Raw genomic sequence first — 22,451 nt, forward strand, 5'->3', positions numbered from 1 at the left:
GCGGCCTTCGGCATTCGTAGGACGTACTGCTCGAACTGGGCGCCGTCGGGGAGTTCGATCGAGGCGATGCTCAGGTGTAGGCGGCGGGTGTCGTCGACTACTCGTTCGCCGTGGATCTTCCACTGGGTCACGTCCAGACCCTAGTCGACGAGGTCGTACGAGTCATCGCCAGGGAAGTTACGGGTTGTGATGCTGCTGTCGCGGATTGACATCGTGTTACGGCGGGATTCACGCTTGGACGCTGCAGTGCGGTAACGAAGAGTGTTTAGTTACTCACTCGTAGTGGGTGGGTTCTTCACACGAGAGTGATGACATCGTGCACTACGACGAGCCCTTCCGGGGCGCCCAAGATGTGGCGGGGCACCACGGAAGGGGGGTCGGACAGTTATGCATGAGACAGCGCAGGACAGCTACGAGTTCTACTGCTTGGCGGATCGGACGTTCTACGAGACGCCGGCCAACCGTGGTGCTCAGCACCCGGACTTCGCGTTGTGCGGGCGGCCGGTTCCGGACGGGTGGCAGCACGTGCCGGGCGAGACCTGGATGCACTACGCGCCCGCCGAGCTCCGGCTGCCGGCGCAGGGGTGGAAGATTCACGTGTCGGCGCGGCTCGCCGATGTGGAGCGGACGCTCGAGGCGGTGTGGGACTACTGCGTTCCGCGCGGCATCGCGTTCAAGTTCCTGCGCAACGAGCCGGTCCTGGTGATGGTCAACTCGAAGTCCGCGCCGCGTGGTTCGAGCGGCAAGCTGGTGACGATCTACCCGGCGGACGAGGCGCAGCTCGAGCAGATCCTCACCGAGCTCGACGAGATCCTCGCAGGCGTCGAAGGCCCTTACATCCTGAGCGATCTGCGCTACGCCGAGGGCCCGCTCTTCGTCCGGTACGGCGCTTTCGTCAGCCGGTTCTGCCTGTCACCGACCGGCGAGCGCGTGCTCGCGATCGAGGACGACCGGGGCCGGCTCGTCCCGGACCATCGCAGCCCGACGTTCTGGGTACCGCCGTGGGTGACGCTGCCGGCGTTCCTGCAGCCGCACCTGGACGCCCGCAATGCCGTCACCACCAACGACCTCGCGTACACGATCGACGGAGTCATCCAGTTCTCGAACGGCGGCGGCGTGTACGTCGGCCACCACAACGAGACCGGTGAACGCGTCGTCCTCAAGGAGGGCCGCCCGTACGCCGGACTGGACATGGCCGGCCGGGACGCGGTCGCCCGGATCAGCCACGAACGCGACATCCTCGCCCAGCTCGACGGCCTCGACGTCGTACCGAAGACGCACGACTACCTGCAGCTCGGCGAGCACCACTTCCTCGTCCAGGAGCACATCGACTCGGTGTCCCTGCAGCGAGAGCTGGTACGGCGCTACCCCCTGACCCACCCGGACGCGACCGACGCGGAGAAGGCGGAGTACGCCGACTGGGCAGCAAACGCGGTCGAGCAACTGACCGAAGCGGTGGGGAAGCTGCACAGCCGCGGCGTGGTGTTCTGCGACCTGCACCCGGACAACGTCCTGCTGGACGCCGACGGACGGCTGAAGCTGATCGACTTCGAGGTCGCGACCAAAGCTGAGGACAAAGCCCGCTCCACGCTCGCCCACCCCGGGTACGCGGCACCGCCGGACCGGCAAGGTGTCGACGTGGACCGGTACGCGCTGGCCTGTGTCGCGCTCGGCGTCTACGCGCCGCAAGCGACCATCCTGCTGAATCTCCAACCCGGCAAGGCGTTCCAGCTCGCCGACATGATCACCGAAACCTTCCCGGTACCCAGGGCAACGATCGACGAGGCGGTCCGCACCGTCGCGGGAGCAGAGACCAAGGACGACCTGGCCGGCATTGCGCTCCCAGGCAAGTCCGAGTGGGCCGACACCCGAGCCGCGCTCACCAAGGCGATCGTCGCCAGCGCGACCCCCGACCGCACCGACCGGCTGTTCCCCGGCGACATCGCGCAGTTCCGGGCCGGCGGCGGCATCGACCTCGCGACCGGCGCCGCGGGCGTCCTCTACACGCTGGCGAAGACCGGCGCCGGCCGCTTCCCGGAGTACGACGACTGGTTGCGCAAGCGGACCCTGGACACGGAGTGTGGCCCCGGCCTGTACGACGGTCTGCACGGTGTGGCGCACGTCCTCGACGAGCTCGGCTACCGTCAGGACGCGCTGGACCTGGTCGACCGCACCCTGGCCGACGACTGGAACTCCCGCGAGCTCGGCCTGCACTCCGGCCTCGCCGGCATCGGCCTCAATCTCCTGTACTTCGACACCGAGCCGGCGCTCCGGGCCAACGCGGTCCGGGTGCTGGATCTGGTCGCGGACCGGCTCGGCGACGTGGACGACGTACCGGAGATCAGTGGCGGTCAGCATGCGCGGGCCGGGTTGATGTACGGGTCGTCGGGACCTGCGCTGCTGTTCCTCGAGGCCTACGAGCGGCTCGGCGACACCGGACTGCTGGACCTCGCGGAGATCGCCATCCGGCAGGACCTCCGGCGAAGCGTCAAGACGCCGGACGGAATGCGGCAGGTCAACCAAGGCTGGCGGACGCTGCCGTACCTCGAGGAGGGGTCGGCCGGTGTCGCACTCGTCCTCGAACGGTACCTGCGCCACCGCCCGTCCGAAGAGCTTGCGACCATCCTCGCCGAGCTCCGGCGGGTGACGCACTGCTCCTACTACGTCCAGCCCGGCCTGTTCATGGGCCGCGCCGGTCTGCTCCTCACCGCCGCCGCACTCGGCGAGGAGCAGGCGACGGTCGACGACCTGGTGTACGGCCTCGGCTGGCACGCGATGCCGTACGAAGGCGGCCTCGCGTTCCCCGGTCACCAGTTGCTCCGTCTCTCGATGGACCTGGCGACCGGATCGGCCGGCGTACTGCTGGCCCTGGGATCGGCGTTGCACGACGCGCCGGTGTCCCTCCCGTTCCTCGGACCTCCCCAGTGGTCCGAGTCCCTATCCCGACGATCTGCATCGAAGGAGGTGTAAGAACATGGCACTTCTCGACCTTCAGGGCCTCGAGACCCCGGGGTACGGCGGCGGCCACCACCACGGCGGCTCCACGCTGACCGTGCTGGGCTGCGCGTCGCAGCGCCCGAGCAACCTGAGCCTTCTGCTCTGCCACTGATCGGTCCCTGGGCAACCAGGTTCTGAAGGCCCTGGGTGGGCGGCAAATCCCACCCAGGGCCGAACCTGCATTCAGCCCAAGGGACCAGGCGGGTCGTCCGCGCTCGCCCGCGCCGGCCCGCACCACCTCCCAGCCTTCTTCTCCACCGGAAGGAGCACCGCAGTTGTCCAACTCCGTGCAGTCCTATCCATGCGCCGAGCGGCTCCCGCTCGTGGAGCAGGTGCACGGCCATCCCGTCGCGGACCCCTACCGCCGGCTCGAGGACGCGACGTCCCCCGAGACCGCGCAGTGGCAGGCGAGCCAGGACGAGCTCTGGCTGAACCACGCCGCCACGCTGCCGGGCCGGTTCCGGTTCCGCACCCGGGTGAAGTCCCTCTCGAACGTCGGCACCGTCTCGACTCCGACCTGGCGCGGCGACCGCTGCTTCACCGTCCGCCGCGACCCCGGGCAGCAACACCCGATCCTGTACGTCGACCAGACGCCGCTCGCCGACCCGATGCAACTCGACCCCTCCGGCCTCACCACGCTGGACAGCTGGCAACCATCGCCCGACGGCAGCCTGGTCGCCTTCCAGATCTCCCGCGGCGGCGACGAGCAGTCCATCCTGCACGTCCTCGACGTCACCACCAGCCAGCTCATCGACGGTCCGATCGACGGCTGCCGCTACTCCCCGATCGCCTGGCTGCCGGACGGAAAGTCCTTCTACTACGTGCGTTTCCGGCAGGTACGACGCCACACCATCGGCTCGAGTGGCGACACCACAGTCCTCGCCGAGGAACCGTCGTACGGCCTGGAGATCAGCAACGACGGTCGCTGGCTGACGATCTCCGCGGCCCGCGGTACGGCGAACGACCTCTGGCTGGCCGATCTCAGTTCGGACGAGCCACCGGCAACGATCCAGCAGGGCGTCGACGCGCTCACCGTGATGTCGGTCGGTCCCGACGGCCGCCTGTACGTCGTCACGACCAAGGACTCCCCGACCGGCCGGATCTGCGTCGGCGACCCGAGCGATCCACACGTCTGGCAGGACTTCATCGATCCCGGCGTACCGCTGACCGGCCTCGCGGTCCTGGACGACGTGGTCCTCGTCGGCACCGCAGGCGAGATCGCGATTCACGACCGAGTCACCGGCCAGCGGATCGGCAACGTCGACCTGCCGGGCGTCGGCTCCATCGGCTCGCTGACCACACGCCCCGAGGGCGGCCGCGAGGCCTGGTTCACCTACACCGACAGCGTCACGCCATCCGCCGTCTACTGCTGGGACGGTCGTACGACGCTGGTGTCGCAAGCACCCGGCGCGACGACCGAGGCCGAGACGCATCACCTGACGTGCACCGCGCCCGACGGCACCGAGATCCAGCTCCAGGTGATCGCCAAACCTGGTGCGTCCGGGCCGACGATCCTCTACGGGTACGGCGGGTTCGGCCAGTCGCTCACCCCGACGTACTCGGCGTTCACCCTCGCCTGGGTCGAGGCCGGCGGCGTCTTCGTGACCGCCACCGTCCGCGGCGACGCGGCCTCCCATCGTGCGGGCATCCTGGACCAGAAGCAGAAGGTCTTCGACGACTTCATCGCCGCCGCCGAGCACCTGATCGCCGAAGGCTGGACCACCACTGACCAACTCGCGCTGTGCGGTGAGTCGAACGGCGGCCTGCTCGTCGCAGCCGCCATCACCCGGCGCCCGGAGCTCTTCGCCGCGGCCGTCTGCTCGGCGCCACTGACGGACATGGTCCGCTACGAGCTGTCGGGTCTTGGTGAGCGCTGGGTGCCGGAGTTCGGGACAGTCAAGGATCCCGAGCAGTTCGAGAACCTGCTGTCCTACTCGCCGTACCACCTGGTGACCGAAGGCGTGAAGTATCCGGCCGTGCTCGTGACGGCGTTCGGCAACGACACGCGGGTGGATCCCTTGCATGCAAGGAAGTTCGTCGCCGCGCTCCAGCACGCGACCGCCGGTGATCGCCCGGTGCTGCTGAGGCTCGACCCGGACGCCGGTCACGCGACCGGATCGGCCGGCAAGGGCATCAGCCTGGCGGCCGACATGCTGGCCTTCGTCGCCGAGCAGACCGGGCTGGACTCATGATCAGCTTCGGCGACGTGGTCAAGCACGGCCGCGGCTGGTTGCCGCTGATCGGGCTGAACGCGTTGATCGGCAGCGCCGTCACGCTGGCGCTGCCGACGATTCTCGGCCGTTCGGTCGACTCGATCGTCGCGGGCTCCGGCTACACGCAATGGCTGATCGTCGCGGCCGGGCTCATCGCGCTGGGGATCGCGGCCAGCCTCGTCGACGCCTTCGCCGGCGCCGCCTGTGTCGCCGAGACCACTGCTTGGCTGCGGCATCGCCTGGTCAAGCAGATCGTGCACGCCGGACCGGAAGGCACCCGCAACTTCGAGACCGGTGACCTGGTCACCCGGGTCTCGGCCAACGCCACCGACGCTGCACAAGCCGGTCCGGCCGCCGTGACAGCGGTCGCCGCCGTCGCACCACCCCTCGGGAGCCTCGTCCTGCTGGCCCTGATCGACCCCTGGCTGGCCGCAGCCTTCTTCGGCGGTGTGCTGCTCGTGATCGCGGTCCTCTGGACGTTCGCACGCCGTACGGCGGATGTCAGCCTCGCCTACCAGGAGACGCAGGGCCGGATCGCCTCGCTGCTGTCCGAGTCGCTGACCGGCATCCGCACGATCACCGCCGCTGGCACGACAGCCCGCGAGGAGCGCCGTATCCTCGCGCTGCTGCCCGAGCTGCACAAGCACGGGGTCGTGACCTGGCGCATCCTCGCCCGCTCCGGCGCGCAGGCTGCCGTCGTCGGCCCGCTCGTCCTGGTCACCGTCCTCGCCGTCGGAGGGCTTCAACTCGTCTCCGGCCGGATCACCGCCGGCGAGCTGTTCGCTGCTTCCCAGTACGCCGTGCTCGGGGCCGGCCTGGGCAACCTCACCGGCGTGATCGGCGAGCTCGCCCGGGCGCGAGCCGGTGTGCACCGCGCCGCGGAGGTGCTGTCGACAGACACCATCGCGTATGGGACGTTGCCGGTTCCGAGTGGCCCGGGTCAGTTGACCTTCGACGCGGTCACCGTCGTCGCGGGCGGAAACGTCCTGCTGGACAACGTGAATCTTGATCTGCCCGGTGGCGCGACGGTGGCCGTCGTCGGTCCGAGCGGCGCCGGGAAGTCGGTGCTTGCGGCGGTGGCGGCGCGGCTGCGTGACCCGTCCAACGGGCAGGTTTCGCTGGACGGCGTACCGCTGCAGGCAGTCAGTCGGCGAGCGTTGCGCACTGCGGTCGGGTGTGCGTTCGAGCGCCCGCAGCTGGTCGGCCGGACGATCGGCGAGGCGATCGAGCCGCACGCCGTCAGCCCGGTGCGGACACTGGCCGCCGCGCGGGCGACGCACGCGCACGACTTCGTCAGCCGGCTGCCCGACGGGTACTTCACTTCGTTGCGCAGGGCACCGATGTCCGGTGGCGAGCGGCAACGGCTCGGGCTGGCGCGGGCCTGGTCGGCGAACCGCCTGCTGGTGCTGGACGACGCGACCTCGAGCCTCGACACCGCGACCGAGCTGCAGATCAGCCGCACCCTCACCGAGGACCGGCACCGCCGGACCCGGCTCATCGTCACCCATCGCTCCGCGACCGCGGCCCGGGCCGATCTGGTCGTCTGGCTCGACCACGGCCAGGTCCGGGCCGTCGCCCCGCACGCCGATCTCTGGCAGAACTCGTCGTACCGCGAGGTCTTCGGTTGAGACGCGAACTCAGGTACGGCGCTCGCGCGGTCCGGAACCGGTCGAGCCTGAAGCTGCTCGCCTGGTCGATCCCGGAGATCCTCCCGACCGCGGTGTACGGCATCGCGGTCGCGCGGGCGACGGACAACTTCCTCGCTGGGCACGCCTGGCCAGGGATCGCCTGGCTCGGCGGCCTGATCGCGGCCGCGGGCCTCGGCTCGGCGGGCGCGAAGCAGGTGTACGCCCGGCTCGGCGACCTGGTCGAGCCACTCCGCGACGACCTGGTACGGCGGGTGGTCGCCGGCGCACTGCGGACGGGTGACGACGGTGCCGTGGCCCGGCTGAACCGTCAGGTCGAGATCGTCCGGGACACCTTCGCCGGTCTGGTCCTGGTGATCCGCAGTTTCGCCGTCACGCTGTTCGGCGTGCTGGCCGGACTGTTGTCACTGGCACCGGTGGTCGCGGCGTTCGTCGTACCGCCCTTCCTGATCGGGTTCGTGCTGTCGCTGGCGGTGCTGGGGATGGCGGCGGATCGGGTCCGGGCGTCGCTCACCGCCGACGAGGAGCTGGCGGCGTCCGCCGGGATGGTGTTCGGCGGCGTCCGCGACATCACGGCGACCGGGGCCGAGGAGTACGCCGGTCAACTGGTCGGCGAACCGATCGAGGCGCACGCGACGGCTGAGCGGGCGCTCGCGAAGGTCGCTGCGCTACGGACACTGTGCTTCGCGGTCGGTGGGTGGCTGCCGTTGCTGATCCTGCTGGCGATCGGGCCGTGGCTGGTCGGGCGTGGGGTCAGCACGGGCACGTTGCTGGGCGGTCTGACGTATGTGCTGATCGGTTTGCAGCCTGCGCTCAACACGGTGCTCAGTGCGTTGGGCGACAGCGGCCTGCGATATGTGATCACGCTCGGACGGATCCTGGACACGTCGGCTCCGGCGGAGCGGCCGCGCCGGATCGACGTCGCGCACGGGTATCAGGTGCGGATGCGCGGGCTGACGTTTGCCTACGGCCCGAATGCGGAGGCGGTGCTCGACAACCTGGAGCTGACCGTTGCCGAAGGCGAGCACCTCGCGGTGGTCGGCCCGAGCGGGATCGGCAAGTCGACGCTGGCCGGGTTGATCTGCGGGATGCTCCGGCCGACCAGCGGCCGGCTGTCGCTGGGCGACGTACCTCCGACCGAGCTGACGACCGAACGGTTGGCCGCGACGCGGGTGCTGATCCCGCAGGAGGCGTACGTGTTCAGCGGCGCCGTGCTGGACAACCTGACCTACTTGTTGCCTGACGCAACGACGCGGGAGGTCGAAGAGGCGGTCGAGGCGGTCGGCGCCGGTGCGTTGATCGAGCGGATCGGCGGGCTTGCCGCGGACGTGAGGCCGGGTGAGTTGTCGGCCGGCGAACGCCAGTTGATCGCGCTGGTTCGCGCGTACCTGTCGCCGGCGCCTCTCGTCGTACTCGACGAGGCCACCTGTTTCCTCGACCCGGAAGCGGAACGGCGAGCCGAGGAGGCGTTCGCGAAGCGTGGCGGGACGTTGATCGTGATCGCGCACCGGATCAGCTCAGCGCTCCGCGCGCGGCGCATCCTGGTCCTGGACGGGAACAAGGCAACGATCGGCACGCACGCCCTGCTGATGCGCACCTCGCGCCAGTACCGCGAGTTGCACGGCCACTGGGCGCCGCCCGTCCCGCAGCGACGTCAGATCCAGCCGGCGTCCTGAGCCTTCCGGATCGCCTCGATCCGGCTGCGTGACCCCGTCTTGGTGAGGATGCGGGACAGGTAGTTGCGAACCGTGCCCGTGCTCAGACTCAGCGTGCGGGCAACTTCCTGCGCGGTGGCGCCGGTGCCGACCTGGCGGAGCACGTCGCACTCGCGATCGGTCAACGGGTTGTCACCGGCCTTCAACGCGGCGACAGCAAGCCGTACGTCGACCACGGGCAAACCCTTCGCCACGTCGCGCACCGCCTGCACCAACTGGTCGGTCGTCGCGTCCGTCGCGATCAGGCCGATCCGCGGCGCCTGCTTCACCAGGGCCAGGCTGGTCGCGGCGATCGCCTCGTGGTCGATCAGCACCAGCACACCGGGCCCGGTCAGCTTGCGGCAGAGGTCCTCGATCCGGATCCGCCCGGGCAACTGTGGATCGAGCAGCACGACGTGCGGCCGCCGCCCGGCCACCTGCAGGACGTCCTCCGAGCGGTCCAGCTCGGCCACCACGTCCAGATCGTTCTCCCTTGCCAGCACCGCGGCCAGTGCACCACGCACCATCGTGCCGCGATGGCCGAGAGCCACTCGGATCACCGCTCCGCCCCCATCACGTCCGTCGCCTCATCCGCCGGACACACCCCGCGCGACGGTGATTTCCGTACAGCCGGACGGCGGTGCCCGTGTCTCCTCAACGACTCAACCCGCCGGAGGGCACGCGCGACCGGAGGAAACCGATCGGTCCAGGCGGTAAACCGGCCTGTTTCGAGCGTTTGACTACCCTGGTCCCGCAGTGCCCAAACAGGCCGTTCCGGAGCCGGAAACCGTTCTGTTGTTGGGGTTTCGATAAGTCAGGACAAGAAAAAAGTGTGAGGCAGATCGCCGAATGGCCTTGCGCTCCGGGCCGAGGTCGCACAGGATGGCTCGGGTCACGTCGTTACCGTGGCGTGATCATTCGGACGCTGTCCTGTGACCTGCCCGGATGCCCCCTCCCCTGCACGGGGGGCCTGGTGAGTTCCACCATGCCCAAGCTCACGAGGAGCGCACTTCTGATGTCCAAAGCCCGACATGCGCGCCCCCGGCGAAGTACTCGCCGGGTGGCCCGGACCATCTCCATCGCCGGTCTCGGGGCCGGTATCACCGCCGCCGGCGCGGGCGCAGCGTTCGCGACCGACTACACGGTCAAGTCCGGCGACACCCTCTCCGAAATCGCCCAGGCCAACGGCGCCGACTGGCGTGAGCTGGCCAGGATCAACAACCTCGAGGATCCGGACCTGATCCTGATCGGTCAGACCCTGACGCTGGACGGCGTGAAGAAGGCCACCGCTCCGCGCAAGGTGACGGCGAAGAAGACCGAGACCAAGAAGGTCCGCAAGACCGAGCGCAAGACCGAGCGCAAGGCGCGCACCAGCCGCTCCGAGGACCGGTCCTCGTCGAGTGTGAGCATGAGTGCCGCGTGGCGCAAGGTCGCCGAATGTGAGTCCGGCGGCAACCCGCGGGCGGTGAACCCGGCCGGCTATTACGGGCTCTTCCAGTTCGACCTGCAGACGTGGCGCAGCGTCGGCGGCTCCGGCAACCCGGCGAAGGCGTCGGCGGCCGAGCAGTTGATGCGCGCGAAGAAGCTGTACGCCCAGCGCGGCGCCCAGCCGTGGCCGGTCTGCGGCCGCTACCTCCGCTGAAACAACTCTTGAACCGGTAGGGCCTCTCCTGACGCCCTCCAGCCGGTAGGGCGGGCGGTAGACCGTCCTCCTGCCCGCCCGACCGGCCTCTCGACGCCACCCCACGTGGACAGCTGGCGTTTGGCGCCTCCCACCCCGCGTGACGGGTCAGTCGCGCACTCACCCGTGACCACGCCGGGTGGGAGGCACCAGACGTCAGCTGCGGGTCAGGACCAGCATTTCGTTGGCGCCGGCCTGGAACTCGTAGGGGACCTTGCGGATCTCCCAGGTGATGTTGTCGAGGGCATCCAACAGCTCGGGCATGAAGCCCACGGGGGCTCCCGTGCCCTGGAGGACGAGGGGGAAGATGCGGACCTCGGAGTTGGTGACGCGGATGAGTTCGCGGAGGGCGGCCAGGTGCCAGTCGCGGTCGAACGTGTCGGCCCAGGTGAAGAGCAGGTGGGAGCACAGGACCAGCTCGAACCGCCTGTCTCCGAAGGGGAGATCGGGGAGCTCGGCGGGGATGTAGCGCTGCGGCGCGGTGGCGACGTCCTGCAGGAAGCGGTCGGCTGCGTCGATGCGGAGCTCGTCGCGTCGTTCCGGTGACCCGTACCAGTGCCAGACGAAGCTGCCCGCGTGCTCGTCGACGATCCCGGACCCGGCCGGCAAACTCTTGCGGACCGTGTCGACGAGCTCGGCGGGCTCCAGCTCGTACACCGGGTCGGCGGCGATCGCGTCGACGCCGCGGGCGGCGGCCTCCGCGGTGAAGCTCGAACCGCCCGCGCAACAGTCGAGGATCGAGTCGGGCAGTACGGTCAGGTCGAACATCGCTTCGTACTCGGCGTACGAGCGAGAGGTCACCAGCACAGGTCTTACCTTTCGACGGTCGTCTTCCGGTGCAACCGGCGGTCGAGCGCGGTGGCGCCCGCCGCCAGAGCCAGGAACAGTACCGCGACCAGCAGGCAGTTCAGCAGCACCCGCGCGTACCCGTGCTCGGCGACGTCGACGAACGGATACGGGTAGAACCCGACGAACTCACCACGGACCAGCGTGAACGCCAGCCACAGCAGCGGATACACGATCGACCAGGTGACGATCCGCGGATCGGTCCGCCCACGCGGCCCGAACAGCAACCAGCCCAGTACGCCGACCACCGGCGCGGCCGTGTGCAACAGGAAGTTCGCCACCGCCGCCCACCCGGACAGCTCGTCCAGCCCGGCCAGCACCAGGTGGTAGACGATTCCCGTCACGGCGATGCAGAGCACGCCGTTCAGCCGCAAGGTCTTGAACAGCGTGCTCTGCGGCCGGTCCGGCCACAACGTCAGCGCCAGCGTCGTCCCACCGAGCAACAGGTTCGACTGGATGGTGAAGTACGCGAACACGTTGAACACGCGCTCGGGGTTGTCCGGGAAGAAGCCCTCGGTCCCGTTCGCCGTCACGAAGAGCTGTACGACGATCCCGCAGGCGACCACCAGTGCGGTGACCCCAGCCCACACCCGTCCACCCGTAGTCATGACCGCAATGTACGACGACCGGGCCGCGCGACCGGGGACGTCAGACTGACTGCTTCTCCCGCGGCGTCTGCTCCTCGGAGTCCGCACCCTCGAACGAGTAGCTGAACGACACGACGGCGTCGATGACCAGCACGATCGTCCAGGTCCACGCCGGCCCGAGCACAGCGTCGTACCCCCGACCGGACAGCAGGCCGAGGCCGATCATGATGCCGACGCCCACGGAGTACGCCAGCAGGTGGCGGAACCAGCCGGCCCGCTCGCGGCGGGCCCGCTCCGACTTCGGCGGCTTGACCGGACGCGGGGCGCCGGCCAAGTAGTGCGCAGCCCACTTGTCCGCCCACTTCAGCGTCTGGTGGCCGAAGCCGACACTGACGCCGATGAAGATCGCGGCCAGCGAGTGCTTGAACGACGGCTCACCACCGCGCTGGATGTCGATCACGCTGGCGACCAGCATCACCACATCGACCAGCGGCACCCCGGCGAGCAGGACCAGGCCCGCCCGGGGCAGCCGGAACAGGTAACGCGTCACCATGCCGGCGGCGAGCAGCACCCAGAAGCCGACTTCACACGCGGCGATCACAGCGAGCAGCACAGTGGTTCACCCTCCCGAGACGTTTTTCAGTACGACTGTGTCAGAACAAGACAGTAACACAGCTGTGCTAAAAAGGGCCCATGCCGAAGATCGTCGACCACGAGACCCGCCGCGAGGAGATCGCCGAGGCGCTCTGGCGGGTGGTCCGCCGGGACGGGATCCGGGCCGCGTCGGTCCGGACCATCGCGGCCGAGGCCGGCTGGTCCCCCGGCGCCGTCCGCTACTACTTCCCGGACCAGGCCGGCCTGCTCAGCTTCGCGATGGACCTGGTCTCCCGCCGGGTGACGGAGCGGGTCAGCACGCTCAACCCGAAGGGCAACGCGACTGCGGTCGCGCTGCGCTACCTCGAGGAGGCGCTTCCGCTGGACGCCGACCGACGGGCCGAGTTCGACGTCTGGATCGCCTTCATGGCCCAGGCGCAGGCCGAGTCGGACGGCGGCAGCCTGCACGAACACGTGGACAAGGTCCACGACGGACTGCGGTTCCTGTGCGAGTCCCTGCTGCAGGCGCTGTCCGAGTCCGGCGCACTGCGCGGGGACCTAGAGCTGCGCCGGGAAATCGAGCGTTTGCATGCCCTGCTCGACGGCCTCGCGCTGCATGCCGCGATCCAGCCGGAGCGCACCACGCCGACCCGGGTCCGGCAGCTCCTGCGCCATCACATCGAGACGTTGCTGGTCTGAAAAGCCCTTGCAAATGAGGGTTTTCGGACAAGAATCGCCGGGACCGGCCTAAAACCTCGTCCCGCGTGGCACGATCACCTGCATGGAGTCCGAGGGGGTGATCGTCGTCAGTGGAATCACGGCGGCCGGGAAGTCGACGGTCTCGCAGTTACTGGCCGAGAGATTCCAGTACGGCGTGCATCTCCGGGGTGACGTTTTCCGCCGGATGATCGTCAGCGGACAGGCCTCGATGGCCGACGACAGCAAGGAGGCGCAGCGGCAGCTCCAGCTCCGCTACCGGCTCGCCTGCCAGGCCGCCGACGGGTACGCCGGCGCCGGCTTCACCGTGGTCCTCCAGGACGTCGTGATCGGCGAGCTGCTGCGCGAGTTCCTGGACGGCATCCAGACCCGTCCGCGCTACCTCGTCGTACTGACGCCGCGCCCGGAGGTCATCTCGAGCCGGCTCGGCGGGGCGCACCACCTGGTCGACGAGCTCGACTACGAGCTGCACGCGTTCACCCCGCGCCGCGGGCTCTGGCTCGACAACTCCGACCTGTCCGCCGGCGAGACCGTCGACGCCATCCTGGGCCGGCTGGACGAGGCACGCTTCGACTGATGGCCGATCAGGCTACCCGGGGGTAGTTTGAGTGGATGGCGACCACAGTACGGCGGACCTCGTGCAACCTGTGTGAAGCGATCTGCGGTGTGCTCGTGACGGTCGAGGACGGCCGGGTGACCGACATCCGCGGTGACGAGTCGGACCCGCTCTCCCGCGGTCACATCTGCCCGAAGGCGGTCGCGCTGCGCGACCTCCAGGACGACCCCGACCGGCTGACGACACCGGTACGGCGGACCGCCGACGGCTGGCAGGAGATCGGCTGGGACGCGGCGTACGACCTCGTGGTCGGCCGGCTGACCGAGATCCAGCGGGAGCACGGCAAGAACGCGGTCGGCGTCTACCTCGGCAACCCGAACGTGCACAGCCTCGGCGCGCTGACCCACATGCCGACGATGGTGAAGCAGCTCCGGACCAGGAACCGCTTCAGCGCCACCTCGATCGACCAGCTCCCGCACATGCTCGCGTCGTACCTGCTCTACGGGCATCAGTTGATGGTCGCGGTCCCGGACATCGACCGGACGTCGTACCTGCTGATGCTCGGCGCGAACCCGCTGGCCTCGAACGGCAGCATGATGACCGCGCCCGGCTTCCACCGGCGGATCAAGGACCTGCAGAAGCGCGACGGCAAGGTCGTCGTCCTCGATCCGCGGCGGACCGAGACTGCCGCGGTCGCGGACGAGCACCACTTCGTCCGGCCCGGGACCGACGCGGCCTTCCTGCTCGCGCTCATCCACCAGGTGATCGCGGACGGTCACGCCCGGCCGGCGTCGTACGTCGACGGCTTCGACGTGGTCGAGGACGCGGTCGAGCCGTGGACACCGGAACGCGCGGCCGCGATCACCGGCATCGAGGCGGACGTGATCCGGCGGATCGCGCACGAGTTCGGGACCGCCGACCGGGCCGCCTGCTACGGGCGGGTCGGGGTCTCGACACAGCAGTTCGGGGCGGTGTGCCAGTGGGCGATCCAGGTGCTGAACATCATCACCGGCAACCTCGACCGGCCCGGCGGGACGATGTTCCCGCGACCGGCCGTGAACGCGCTGCTCGGTCTCGGCCGCGGCCACGTCGGCGTCTGGAAGAGCCGGGTCCGCGGGCTGCCCGAGTTCGGCGGTGAGCTGCCGGTGTCGACGATGGCCGAGGAGATCCTGACGCCCGGCGACGGCCGGATCCGGGCGATGGTGACGATCGCCGGCAACCCGGTGCTGTCCACGCCGAACGGTCGCCGGCTCGACGAGGCGCTGGACTCGCTCGACTTCATGGTCGCCGTCGATCCGTACATCAACGAGACCACCAGGCACGCGGACGTGATCCTGCCGCCCGCGCCGCCGCTCGAGCGGGACCACTACGACGTCATCTTCCACCAGCTCGCCGTCCGGAACACGGCCCGCTGGAACGACGCCGTACTGCCGAAGCCGCCGCAGGCCCGGCACGACTGGGAGATCTTCCGCGACCTCGGGCTGCGGCTGCTGAGGCGGGCGCCGATGAGCCGGCGGAAGGTGATGGCGGCGGCGCGACTGCGGCTGACGCCGCGGCGGATCGTCGACCTCGGGCTGCGGATCGGGCCGTACCGGCTGTCGTTGGGCAGGCTGCGGAAGTCGCCGGGCGGGATCGACCTCGGACCCCTCCAGCCCGCGCTGCCCGGCGCGCTCCACCACAAGACCAGGCGGATCGACCTCGCCCAGCGGATGGTCCTGGACGACCTGCCCCGGCTGGAGGCGCTGGCCACCGGCAATGACGGGGAGCTGCTGCTGATCGGCCGCCGGCACCTGCGCAACAACAACTCGTGGATGCACAACTCGGCCCGGCTGGTGAAGGGCAAGCCGCGGCACCAGCTGCTGATGAACCCCGACGACCTGGCCAAGCGCGACCTCGCCGACGGCCAGCTGGTCAACGTCAGCTCGGCCGCCGGGACCGTCGCGGTAGAGGTTGCTGCGAGCAACGACATGATGCCGGGCGTGGTCAGCCTGCCGCACGGGTTCGGGCACGGCCGCCCGGGCGTCCGGCTGTCGGTCGCGAACCAGGTCGCGGGGCCGAGCGCCAACGACGTGACCGACACCGAGCTCATCGACACCGTGGCCGGCACCTCCGCGGTGAACGGCGTACCCGTCACGGTGACCGCCTGCTAGCCGGGCGGTGGTCCTGAGCTGTCGCGGACGATCAGGAGCGGCGTCGAGTACAGGTGTGCCTGTGGTCGCGCGCCTACGAGCAGGTCCAGGAGGCGCTGGGCGACCTCGGCGCCGTACGCGACGATGTTCTGGCTCATCGCGGTCAGCCTCGGATGCGTGTGCCGGCACAGCGTCGAATCGTCCCAGGCGACCAGCGTGACGTCGTACGGCGACCGCAGTCCGAGCTCGTGGACGACGGCCAGGCCGGCCACCGCCATCAGGTCGTTGTCGTAGATGATCGCGGTCGGCCGGATGCCGGCGGTCATCAGCGCGCGGGTCGCCACGGCGCCCTCCTCGGCGGAGAAGTCGGTGTGCACCACCTCGACGTCCAGGCTCAGCCGACGGCTCGCGGCCGCGAACGCGTTGTCCCGGATCCAGACGTGGCCGTGTTCCGGCGTACCGGCGACGCGGGCGACCCTGCGGTGCCCGAGGGAGGCGACGTGCTCGACCGCGGCGTTCATCGCCGACGTCCCGTCGGTCCACACGCATGCCATCCCATCGGCCAGGGACGGGTCGCCGACCAGGACGGCCGGCAGGCCGAGTCTGCGCAGCAACGGGATCCGCGGGTCGTCGACGCGTAGGTCCACCACGATCACGCCGTCGACGCGGCGCTCCGCGGCCCACTTCCGATACGTCGCCAGCTCCTCGGGCAGACTCGCCACGACCTGGAGGGCGAGCGCGTATGACTTGCCGGCCAGCACGGACTCCACACCACCGACGAAGCCCATGTAGAACGGTTCCTCACTCAACGTCTTCGCGGTCCTGGCGAGAACGAGCCCGAACGTCTCGCTGCGGGCCGCGGACAGCTGCCGGGCGGCCCGGTTGGGCGCCCACTCCAGCTCCGCGGCGACCTTCAGAACCCGTGCCCGGGTGGCCTCGGAGACCCCCGGCTGGTTGTTCAGCGCGTACGACACCGCGCCCTTGGAGACGCCTGCCCGACGGGCGATCTCCGTGATGGTGACTCGGGCCACGACGGCCTCCTGAACCTAGGGCGGCCGGACCGCTGACGGTCGATCCGGAATCCTTCAGTGTGCGCCGTTTTCTACGCCGTGTCATCACTCAACCGCAGAGAGTAGTTGTTTGATCAAATCCTCCCCCGGGCCCCTCGAGGGGATATCCCCGCGCGGTGGGGGTTCCCCCCTCGTATACGAGGGGAGAAGGCACAAGCTGAGGGGATATCCCCTCGGAGGCGGGAGGGGGTTGTGACCGCCCAGTGGTTGGGCTGAGGGTGGTGGGGACGGGCGCGATTGGGATACGGTTGCCGTCGTTACTTAACCGGTTCGGCAATCAAGGTCGGCGCGAGTCCAGGGCAGCGGGCGAAGCGCCGGGCCACGAGGAGAAACCATGGTCGCAGTGGACAACCTGTCCCTCCAGTTGTACACGGTCCGGGGGAAGCTCGAGGAGGACTTCGACGCCACCCTGGCCCGGATCGCGGAGATCGGCTACACCAAGGTCGAGCCCTTCGGTGTCACCGCCTTCGCGGACCGCCTGGCCGAGTCGCTGCCCAAGTACGGCCTGTCGGCGCCCACCACGCACGCCGGCCTGCTGCGCGAGGACAGCGCACCGATCTACGCCGCGGCGAAGCGGCTGGGGATCAGCACCGTCATCGACCCGTTCGTCGATCCGGCCCGCTGGCAGGCCGCCGACGACATCAAGGCCACCGCCGAGGCGCTGAACAAGGCAGCCGTCGAGGCCGCCGACCACGGCATCACGGTCGGGTACCACAACCACCACTTCGAGCTCGAGTCGAAGGTCGACGGCGTGCACGCGCTGGAGATCCTGGTCGACAACCTGTCCGACGAGGTCATCCTCGAGGTGGACACCTACTGGGCCGCCGTCGGCGGCGCCGACGTCCCGGCGCTGCTGGCCAAGTTCGGCGACCGGGTGCAGGCGATCCACGTCAAGGACGGCGACGGGACGCTGGACAACAAGGCCCAGGTGGCGGTCGGTGACGGCACCATCGCGGTCGCGGACATCCTGGCCGCGGTGCCGAACGCGCTCCGGGTGGTCGAGCTCGACGACTTCAGCGGCGAGATCTTCGACGCCGTCGCGGGCAGCTACACGTTCCTGACCGGAGAGGGCGCACCGGCATGAACGAGCGAAGCGAGTTCATCATTCAACACAGCGTTCTTTGTGCCTCATCGGCGCCCGGAGCGAAGCGAGGACGTCGATGAGTAGCGTCGGCGTTGGCATCGTCGGCGCCGGAGTCATCTCCGACGCCTACATCAAGAGCATGCAGAGCTTTCCGGACCTGAAGGTGCTCGCCGTCGGCGACCTCCGGCCGGAGGCGGCCAAGGAGAAGGCGGAGCAGTACGGCATCGAGACCCACGGGGGTCCCGAGGCGGTGCTGAGCCACCCGGACGTGGAGATCGTGGTCAACCTGACCATCCCGATCGCGCACGTCGAGGTCGCGCTGGCAGCCGTTGCCGCCGGCAAGCATGTGTGGAGCGAGAAGCCGTTCTCGCTGGACCAGGACAGCGGCCTGAAGCTGCTGGCGACGGCCAAGGACGCGGGCCTGCGGCTGGGCTGCGCGCCGGACACCATCCTGGGGCCGGGCCTGCAGGAGTCCCGCCGGATCATCGAGCGTGGTGAGATCGGTACGCCGCTGACCGCGCTCACCCTGATGCAGTCCCCCGGCCCGGAGTCCTGGCACCCGAACCCGGCCTTCCTGTTCCAGGAGGGCGCGGGCCCGCTGTGGGACATCGGCCCGTACTACCTGACCACGCTGGTCCAGCTGTTCGGACCGGTCGCGGCAGTGGCCGGGCTCGGCTCGAAGTCGCGGGAGAAGCGCACCATCGGATCGGGTCCGCTCGCCGGCACCGACTTCGAGGTGACCGTTCCGACGCACGTCAGCACGATCGCGCGGTTCGAGTCGGGGCAGTCGTCGCAGAGCATCTTCAGCTTCGACTCGCCGCTGTCGCGGGGCGGGTTCGTCGAGATCACCGGTTCCGAGGCGACCCTCACCGTACCGGACCCGAACCGGTTCGACGGGGAGATCAAGATCCGTCGCCGTGGCGCCGAGGACTGGGAGACGATCGCGAACACCGAGGCGTCGGCCGAGCGCGGCACCGGCGTGCTGGACATGGCGCGGGCGATCCGGGAGAACCGGCCGCACCGGGCCACCGGCGCGCTGGCGTTCCACATCGTCGACGTGATGGCCTCGATCACCGAGTCGATCGAGACCGGCGCTTTCGTCGACGTGACCAGCACGGTCGAGGTCGCGGAGATCCTGCCGGCCGACTGGGACGTCCACGCGGCCACCCTGTGACCTCACTGCTCCTGGATCCCCGGCGAACCGTCGTGTTCGCCGGGGACTCCGTCACCGACTGCGGTCGCCGTACCGACCCCGAAGGCCTCGGCAACGGGTACGTGCGCGACCTGTACGACGATCTCGCGGGACGACGGCCGCGGTTCGTGAACGCGGGGATCAGCGGCAACCGGGCGGTCGACCTGGTGGCCCGCTGGTCCACCGACGTCCTCGCACACGAGCCGTCACTGGTGTCGATCCTGATCGGGATCAACGACACCTGGCGCCGGTACGACGAGGACGACCCGACCACGGCCGAGTCCTTCGAGGCGTCGTACCGGGCGTTGCTGGACCCGCTCACGTGTCCCGTCGTACTGATCGAGCCGTTCCTGCTGCCGGTGAAGGCCGGGCAGGACGCCTGGCGGGAGGATCTCGACCCCAAGCTCGAGGTTGTCCGCAAGCTTGCGGTCGAGTACGGCGCCATCCTCGTGCCGGCCGACAGCGCGCTGAACCGGCAAGCGTCGAGCGTCGGGGCCGCGGCCCTGGCCGACGACGGGGTGCACCCGACCGCTGCCGGGCACCGGGCGATCGCCGAGCTGTGGCGACAGGTCGTACTCGAAAACTGAACGCGCCGCTGTGCGCCAACTAAACCGGTTCACTTTGGAGAGCTCCTGTGACATCAGTGAATGCAGTCCCGCTGACCACCGAGGGCGGCGCCGTCTGGACGGTGCAGGCGCTCGAAGGATCCCTTACCGGCAAGGCGATTCCGGCCACCGTCCCGGGTGAGGTGCACACCGATCTGCTCGCGGCCGGGGAGATCCCGGACCCGTTCGACGGCGACAACGAGTCCGCGCTGGCGTGGATCGGGCGGACGAGCTGGAGCTACCGGACCTCGTTCGACTGGGCCGCGGACGGCAACGCCGTCCAGGAGCTTGTCGCCGAGGGGCTCGACACGGTGGCGACCGTGACGCTGAACGGCCGGGAGCTCGGCCGGACGGCCAACCAGCACCGGTCCTACCGGTTCGACGTCACCGGGCTGCTGGTGGCCGAAGGCAACGAGCTGGTGATCGAGTTCGCCGGACCGGTGACGGCGGCTGAGGAGGTGCAGGCCGGTTACGGGACCTGGCCGCACACGAACCTGCATCCCTACAATGCGCTGCGGAAGATGGCCAGCAACTTCGGGTGGGACTGGGGACCGGACGTCGCGACGGCCGGTATCTGGCGGCCGATCCGGATCGAGTCGTGGTCGGGCGTCCGGATCTCCTCGGTTCGTCCGCTGGCCGGTCTGGACGGGGCTGACGGCGTACTGACCACTCATGTCTCCCTGGCGTGGGCGGATGGGTTTGCCGAGGACACGACTGTCACCGTCCAGGTCGGCGGGACCACCTCTGAACTTCCTATTGCTGCGGGCAGCCGGGAGGTCGAGGTCACGTCTACGGTTAGCGCGGTCAATCGCTGGTGGCCGCGCGGGCACGGCGAGCAACCTTTGTACGACGTGACCGTCAGCGTGCATGGCGATCAGTGGCAGGGCCGGGTCGGGTTCCGGAACGTCTCGCTGAACGTCGACCCGGACGATGACGGCACGCAGTTCGTGCTGTCGGTCAACGACAAGCCGATCTACGTGCGCGGCGCGAACTGGATCCCCGACGATGCGTTCGTGACCCGGCTGAACCGGTCGACGTACCAGACCAGTATCCAGGACGCGGTCGACGCCGGGATGAACCTGCTGCGCGTCTGGGGCGGCGGGATCTACGAGAGCGAGGACTTCTACGACATCTGCGACGAGCAGGGAATCCTGGTGTGGCAGGACTTCCTGTTCGCGTGTGCGGCGTACTCGGAGGACGAGGCGCTGGCCGCCGAGGTCGAGGCTGAGGCGCGGGAAGCGGTCACCCGGCTCAGCCGGCACGCGAGCCTCGCAGTGTGGAACGGCAACAACGAAAACATCTGGGGGTACGTCGAGTGGGGCTGGCGGGTCCCGCTGGCCGGCCGGCCGTGGGGCGCGGGCTACTACTTCGACGTACTGCCGAAGATCGTGGCCGAGCTCGACCCGCGGACGCCGTACTCGCACGGCAGCCCGTACTCGTTCGACCAGTTCATCCACCCGAACGACGAGCGGCACGGCACCATGCACATCTGGGACGTGTGGAACCAGGTGGACTACACGACGTACCGGAAGTACAAGCCGCGGTTCGTGTCCGAGTTCGGGTTCCAGGGACCGCCGGCCTGGTCGACACTGACCTCGGTGGTGCACGACGAGCCGCTGGATCCGTACGGCGAGCAGATGCTCGTGCACCAGAAGGCGTTCGAGGGCAACCTCAAGCTGGAGCGCGGGCTGGGTCAGCATCTCCCGAAGTGGTCGAACATCGACGACTGGCACTGGACGACGCAGCTGAACCAGGCGCGGGCGATCGTGTTCGGGATCGAGCACTTCCGCAGCCTGTACCCGCTGAACACCGGTGCCGTCGTCTGGCAGCTGAACGACAACTGGCCGGTGGTCTCGTGGGCGGCTGTCGACGGTCATGGGATCCGGAAGCCGCTGTGGTTCGCGCTGAAGCGGGTGTACGCCGAGCGGTTGCTGACTGTGCAGCCGCGGGGGAACGAGCTGGTGGTTGCCGCGCACAACGACACCGACTCGGTCTGGTCGACCGAGATCACCGTGACGCGTCGGTCGACCGGGGGCTCGGACACCTTTGCACGGGAGACATTCGTGCTCGAGGTCGAGCCGCGGTCCGCAACGACCAGCTCGCTGCCGGAGTCGATCGCGAAGCCGGCCGATCCGGCGGGTGAGTACCTGGAGGTTCGCGGCGCGGACGGCAGCACGGCGTACTGGTACTTCGTGGAGGACACGGCCTTGCGCCTCCGCGGGGACGCCTACGCCGCCTCGGTCACCCCGACGGCCGAGGGGTACGACGTGACCGTTACGGCTACCGGGTTGACCAAGGACCTGGCGCTGTTCCCGGACCGCTTGGACCCGGCCGCGCGGGTGGACTCCTGCCTGATCACACTGTCGGCTGGCGAGTCCCACACCTTCCACGTCACGGGATCCAGTGCGCCTAGTAGCGTCGGCGTGCCGGTACTGCGTTCGGCCAACGACCTAGTCGGCTAGCTAGCCCACGCGTGCTGTCGTGGGTGGGTCGGACCGTGATGCGTGCAGATGTGGCAGGGGACAGGTCTCGGGGGCTGACCTACGCCATCGTGGGCTTGCACAGGAAATATCCTGTGCAAGCCCACCAGTCTCTGCCCAAGGCACCCACTCGTGGCCAGGGTCGACGGACACCACTCCCCACGTGGGGATGATTCCCCTGAGCTCAGTCCACGTTGATTGCGACGTACTTGATTTCCAGGAACTCGTCGATGCCGGTGCTGCCGCCTTCGCGGCCGAGGCCGGATTGTTTGACGCCGCCGAAGGGGGCGGCGGGGTTGGAGACGATGCCTTGGTTGAGGCCGATCATGCCGGTTTCGAGTCGTTCGGAGACGCGGAGGG

The 22,451-nt window shown here is 69.2% G+C and carries 19 protein-coding genes; 13 read left to right on the forward strand and 6 right to left on the reverse strand.

Annotation, left to right across the window (positions count from 1 at the left end; all coding sequences use genetic code 11):
- Positions 1-387 precede the first annotated feature (387 nt).
- The 5 genes from lanKC (at position 388) to ACWCOV_RS38505 (ending at position 8,532) form a co-directional block, all read left to right on the forward strand.
- On the forward strand, positions 388-2,970 hold the full coding sequence (gene lanKC / locus ACWCOV_RS38485; protein WP_449834315.1) for a class III lanthionine synthetase LanKC: 2,583 nt from the start codon (positions 388-390) through the stop codon (positions 2,968-2,970).
- Positions 2,971-2,974: 4 nt separating this feature from the next.
- Positions 2,975-3,109, forward strand: coding sequence for a SapB/AmfS family lanthipeptide (locus ACWCOV_RS38490; RefSeq protein ID WP_132210032.1), 135 nt, complete (start codon positions 2,975-2,977; stop codon positions 3,107-3,109).
- A gap of 163 nt (positions 3,110-3,272) precedes the next feature.
- Positions 3,273-5,189 carry a prolyl oligopeptidase family serine peptidase gene (locus tag ACWCOV_RS38495; RefSeq protein ID WP_449834316.1) on the forward strand — a complete coding sequence of 639 codons (1,917 nt, stop codon included), beginning with the start codon at positions 3,273-3,275 and terminating at the stop codon, positions 5,187-5,189.
- Complete coding sequence (locus tag ACWCOV_RS38500; RefSeq protein WP_449834317.1) at positions 5,186-6,838, forward strand: ABC transporter ATP-binding protein; 1,653 nt, start codon at positions 5,186-5,188, stop codon at positions 6,836-6,838. The genes ACWCOV_RS38495 and ACWCOV_RS38500 overlap by 4 nt, the downstream gene beginning before the upstream one ends.
- The gene (locus ACWCOV_RS38505) at positions 6,835-8,532 is read left to right on the forward strand and encodes an ABC transporter ATP-binding protein (protein WP_449834318.1); all 1,698 of its coding nucleotides are present in this window, start codon (positions 6,835-6,837) and stop codon (positions 8,530-8,532) included. Before ACWCOV_RS38500 ends, ACWCOV_RS38505 begins: the two co-directional genes overlap by 4 nt.
- Here the strand turns inward: ACWCOV_RS38505 and ACWCOV_RS38510 are convergent.
- The gene (locus ACWCOV_RS38510; protein ID WP_449834319.1) at positions 8,511-9,110 is read right to left on the reverse strand and encodes a response regulator transcription factor; all 600 of its coding nucleotides are present in this window, start codon (positions 9,108-9,110) and stop codon (positions 8,511-8,513) included. The genes ACWCOV_RS38505 and ACWCOV_RS38510 overlap by 22 nt on opposite strands.
- Before the next feature lie 455 nt (positions 9,111-9,565).
- Between ACWCOV_RS38510 and ACWCOV_RS38515 the strand changes: the two genes are divergently transcribed.
- The gene (locus ACWCOV_RS38515) at positions 9,566-10,192 is read left to right on the forward strand and encodes a transglycosylase family protein (protein ID WP_449834320.1); all 627 of its coding nucleotides are present in this window, start codon (positions 9,566-9,568) and stop codon (positions 10,190-10,192) included.
- A gap of 195 nt (positions 10,193-10,387) precedes the next feature.
- Here ACWCOV_RS38515 and ACWCOV_RS38520 read toward each other — a convergent pair whose 3' ends face one another.
- Genes ACWCOV_RS38520 through ACWCOV_RS38530 form a run of 3 tightly spaced genes read right to left on the reverse strand, consistent with a single transcriptional unit; the run spans position 10,388 to position 12,277 of the window.
- The gene (locus ACWCOV_RS38520) at positions 10,388-11,038 is read right to left on the reverse strand and encodes a class I SAM-dependent methyltransferase (RefSeq protein WP_449834321.1); all 651 of its coding nucleotides are present in this window, start codon (positions 11,036-11,038) and stop codon (positions 10,388-10,390) included.
- Between the two features lie 5 nt (positions 11,039-11,043).
- Entirely contained in the window at positions 11,044-11,685 is a 642-nt protein-coding gene (locus ACWCOV_RS38525; protein ID WP_449834322.1) for a Pr6Pr family membrane protein, read from the reverse strand.
- 40 nt (positions 11,686-11,725) lie between these two features.
- A complete protein-coding gene (locus ACWCOV_RS38530; protein ID WP_449834323.1) occupies positions 11,726-12,277 on the reverse strand; it encodes a 2TM domain-containing protein in 552 nt (183 codons plus the stop codon).
- A gap of 80 nt (positions 12,278-12,357) precedes the next feature.
- On the opposite strand from ACWCOV_RS38530, the gene ACWCOV_RS38535 reads away from it, so the two are divergent.
- The 3 genes from ACWCOV_RS38535 to ACWCOV_RS38545 all read left to right on the forward strand — a co-directional run bounded on the left by ACWCOV_RS38535 (position 12,358) and on the right by ACWCOV_RS38545 (position 15,681).
- Entirely contained in the window at positions 12,358-12,957 is a 600-nt protein-coding gene (locus ACWCOV_RS38535) for a TetR/AcrR family transcriptional regulator (protein WP_449834324.1), read from the forward strand.
- Between the two features lie 82 nt (positions 12,958-13,039).
- Positions 13,040-13,552: an AAA family ATPase gene (locus tag ACWCOV_RS38540; protein ID WP_449834325.1), complete on the forward strand. Its 513-nt coding sequence runs from the start codon at positions 13,040-13,042 to the stop codon at positions 13,550-13,552.
- 35 nt (positions 13,553-13,587) lie between these two features.
- Positions 13,588-15,681 carry a molybdopterin-dependent oxidoreductase gene (locus ACWCOV_RS38545; RefSeq protein ID WP_449834326.1) on the forward strand — a complete coding sequence of 698 codons (2,094 nt, stop codon included), beginning with the start codon at positions 13,588-13,590 and terminating at the stop codon, positions 15,679-15,681.
- Here ACWCOV_RS38545 and ACWCOV_RS38550 read toward each other — a convergent pair.
- Positions 15,678-16,691 carry a LacI family DNA-binding transcriptional regulator gene (locus ACWCOV_RS38550; protein WP_449834327.1) on the reverse strand — a complete coding sequence of 338 codons (1,014 nt, stop codon included), beginning with the start codon at positions 16,689-16,691 and terminating at the stop codon, positions 15,678-15,680. The genes ACWCOV_RS38545 and ACWCOV_RS38550 overlap by 4 nt on opposite strands.
- Positions 16,692-17,064: 373 nt before the next feature.
- Between ACWCOV_RS38550 and ACWCOV_RS38555 the strand changes: the two genes are divergently transcribed.
- The 4 genes from ACWCOV_RS38555 to ACWCOV_RS38570 all read left to right on the forward strand — a co-directional run bounded on the left by ACWCOV_RS38555 (position 17,065) and on the right by ACWCOV_RS38570 (position 22,073).
- Positions 17,065-17,814 (forward strand): sugar phosphate isomerase/epimerase family protein, encoded by a 750-nt coding sequence (locus ACWCOV_RS38555; protein WP_449834328.1) that lies wholly within the window; start codon positions 17,065-17,067, stop codon positions 17,812-17,814.
- A 76-nt stretch (positions 17,815-17,890) separates the two neighbouring features.
- On the forward strand, positions 17,891-18,988 hold the full coding sequence (locus tag ACWCOV_RS38560) for a Gfo/Idh/MocA family protein (RefSeq protein WP_449834329.1): 1,098 nt from the start codon (positions 17,891-17,893) through the stop codon (positions 18,986-18,988).
- On the forward strand, positions 18,985-19,593 hold the full coding sequence (locus ACWCOV_RS38565) for an SGNH/GDSL hydrolase family protein (protein ID WP_449834330.1): 609 nt from the start codon (positions 18,985-18,987) through the stop codon (positions 19,591-19,593). The genes ACWCOV_RS38560 and ACWCOV_RS38565 overlap by 4 nt, the downstream gene beginning before the upstream one ends.
- A 47-nt stretch (positions 19,594-19,640) precedes the next feature.
- Positions 19,641-22,073: a glycoside hydrolase family 2 protein gene (locus ACWCOV_RS38570; RefSeq protein WP_449834331.1), complete on the forward strand. Its 2,433-nt coding sequence runs from the start codon at positions 19,641-19,643 to the stop codon at positions 22,071-22,073.
- Positions 22,074-22,275: 202 nt separating this feature from the next.
- Here ACWCOV_RS38570 and ACWCOV_RS38575 read toward each other — a convergent pair.
- Positions 22,276-22,451: aldehyde dehydrogenase family protein (locus ACWCOV_RS38575; RefSeq protein ID WP_449834332.1), on the reverse strand; the 176-nt coding region annotated here is incomplete at its 5' end.

The organism is Kribbella sp. NPDC002412 (assembly GCF_053592935.1).